The 2,306-nt window shown below is 57.3% G+C and carries 1 protein-coding gene and 1 rRNA gene; both read left to right on the top strand.

Features of this window, described 5'->3' with window-relative positions:
• A 5S ribosomal RNA gene (gene rrf, locus AAA138_RS09755) occupies positions 1 to 107 on the top strand; the annotation flags it as partial.
• Positions 108 to 352: 245 nt separating this feature from the next.
• Positions 353 to 2,047, top strand: coding sequence for a phospho-sugar mutase (locus AAA138_RS09760; protein WP_349090660.1), 1,695 nt, complete (start codon positions 353 to 355; stop codon positions 2,045 to 2,047).
• The last annotated feature ends 259 nt before the right edge of the window (positions 2,048 to 2,306 follow it).

Below are 2,306 nucleotides of genomic sequence, written 5' to 3' on the forward strand. Positions count from 1 at the left end.
CAGAGCATGGGGGGCACGCCCGGTCCCGTTCCGAACCCGGAAGCTAAGCCCCATCGCGCCGAGAGTACTGCGGGGTCAGCCCGTGGGAGGCCAGGGCGCCGCTGACCGGTGGACGGCACCGAGCCGTCATCCAGACTGAAGAAGGGGGAGGCCTCGCGGCCTCCCCTTTTTTGCGTTAAAGGCGGCATTCACTAAACAATTAAATCAATCCAATCATCCACCGGTGAATATAAACGTTCACCGTTCTGTGGCCGGTTCTCTGTTCTCAATGGACTAATATTTGCTTTAGCGCGCTGATGCGCTTGTCCTGTTTTACACGGGTTGTTTTATTGATTGTGACGGAAGGACTCACATGGCAGATGTTCATGAGCTGCTTGATACTTGGATTGCCAATGTCAAGGACGAGGAGCTCCTCGCTGAGCTCAACACGATGAAGGAGCAGGGTGACGAAGACGCCATCACCGACGCTTTCTTCCAAGATCTCGCCTTCGGTACCGCCGGTCTACGTGGCACTATTGGTGCAGGCACTAACCGTATGAATATCTATACGGTCGGTCGCGCGACGCAGGGTTTTGCTGACTATCTCAATGCGACCTTCGAGCATCCGACGGTTGCCATCGCTCGCGATAGCCGCAATAAGGGTGAACTGTTCGTTAAGACGACGGCTGCCATTCTTGCGGCAAACGGCGTGACGGCTCTCGTGTATCCTAAGATTTCTCCTGTGCCGACGCTCTCTTGGGCCGTCCGCGACCTTAAGTGCTCCGGTGGCATCTGCATGACCGCTAGTCATAATCCGTCGCCTTATAACGGCTATAAGGCCTATGGACCCGACGGCTGCCAGATTACCAGTGAGGCCGCCGATGCAATTTCTAAGGCTATCGCCGAGACCGATACGTTTACCGGCGTGAAGTCGATGGACTTTGATGAGGCTCTTGCGCAGGGTCTGGTTAAATGGATCGACGACTCGTGCCTCGAGCGTTATTATGACGCCGTTCTCGCCCGCGGCGTGACCAACCTTTCTGCCGAGGAGATCGCTGGCGCTCCGCTTAAGCTCGTCTACACTCCGCTCAACGGCACCGGCCTCATTCCCGTCACGACGGTGCTCGAGCGCGCTGGCATCACCGATGTCACGGTTGTTCCCGAGCAGAAGGAGCCTAACGGCGATTTCCCGACCTGCCCGTATCCTAACCCCGAGATTCGTCAGGCCATGCAGAAGGGCATTGACCTGTGCGAGCAGGTTCACCCTGATCTGCTGCTTGCAACCGATCCTGACGCCGATCGCGTCGGCGTTGCCGTTAAGAATGGCGATGACTATCTGCTGCTGACCGGCAATGAGATGGGCGTTCTGCTGCTCGACTATATCTGCAAGACCCGCGCTGCTCGCGGTGAGGACCTCACTAAGAAGGTTGCTGTCACTACTATCGTTTCTTCCGCCATGGTTGACGCTCTGGCCGACGAGTACGGTTTTGAGCTCCGCCGCTGCCTGACGGGCTTCAAGTACATCGGCGACATCATTACCTCGCTTTCCGATGCTGGCGAGGTCGATCGCTTTATCTTCGGTTTCGAGGAGAGCTACGGCTATCTGGCCGGCGACCACGTGCGCGACAAGGACGCCGTGAGCACTTCGCTTCTGATTTGCCAGATGGCACAGTATTACAAGCTCCAGGGCAAGAACCTTGCAGATGCGATGCACGAGCTGTACGAGAAGTATGGCTACTATCACAATAAGACGATTTCGCTGAGCTATCCGGGCGCTGAGGGTGCGGCAAAGATGGCCGGCATCATGGCCGGTCTGCGCGAGAACCCGCCCGCGGAGCTCGCCGGTTCCAAGATTGAGGCCGTCGTGGATTACAACACCTGCGTGAACGGCCTGCCGAAGGCTAACGTCATTGAGTTCGATCTTGAGGGTGGCAACAAGGGTATTGTTCGTCCTTCCGGCACCGAGCCCAAGATCAAGCTGTATATCTTCGCTAAGGGCGCGGATGCCGCCGAGGCAGATGCAGCACTTGACGCGATCGAGGAGTCCGGTCGCAAGCTGCTGGCATAAGGTATTTAAGAGTCTATTGCTATAGATGGGCGAAAGAGGGGATCTCGGATGCGAGGTCCCCTCCTATTTTTAACCAGCCAGCCGAGAGTACTTATATGTGTAGGAAATGTGTACGCCCAGATTCCCGCCCGCGGGGGCCCTCCGGTCTGGCAATATATCTCCTTGCCGCGCGGCCCGGTCGAACCGGATGGACCGCGGGGCGTGCACCTTGAGAACCGGATACTGCGAGGATGGACACACCAGATGTGTCGCATCCGGG

The organism is Collinsella sp. CLA-JM-H32B (assembly GCF_040098065.1).
Lineage (GTDB): Bacteria > Actinomycetota > Coriobacteriia > Coriobacteriales > Coriobacteriaceae > Collinsella.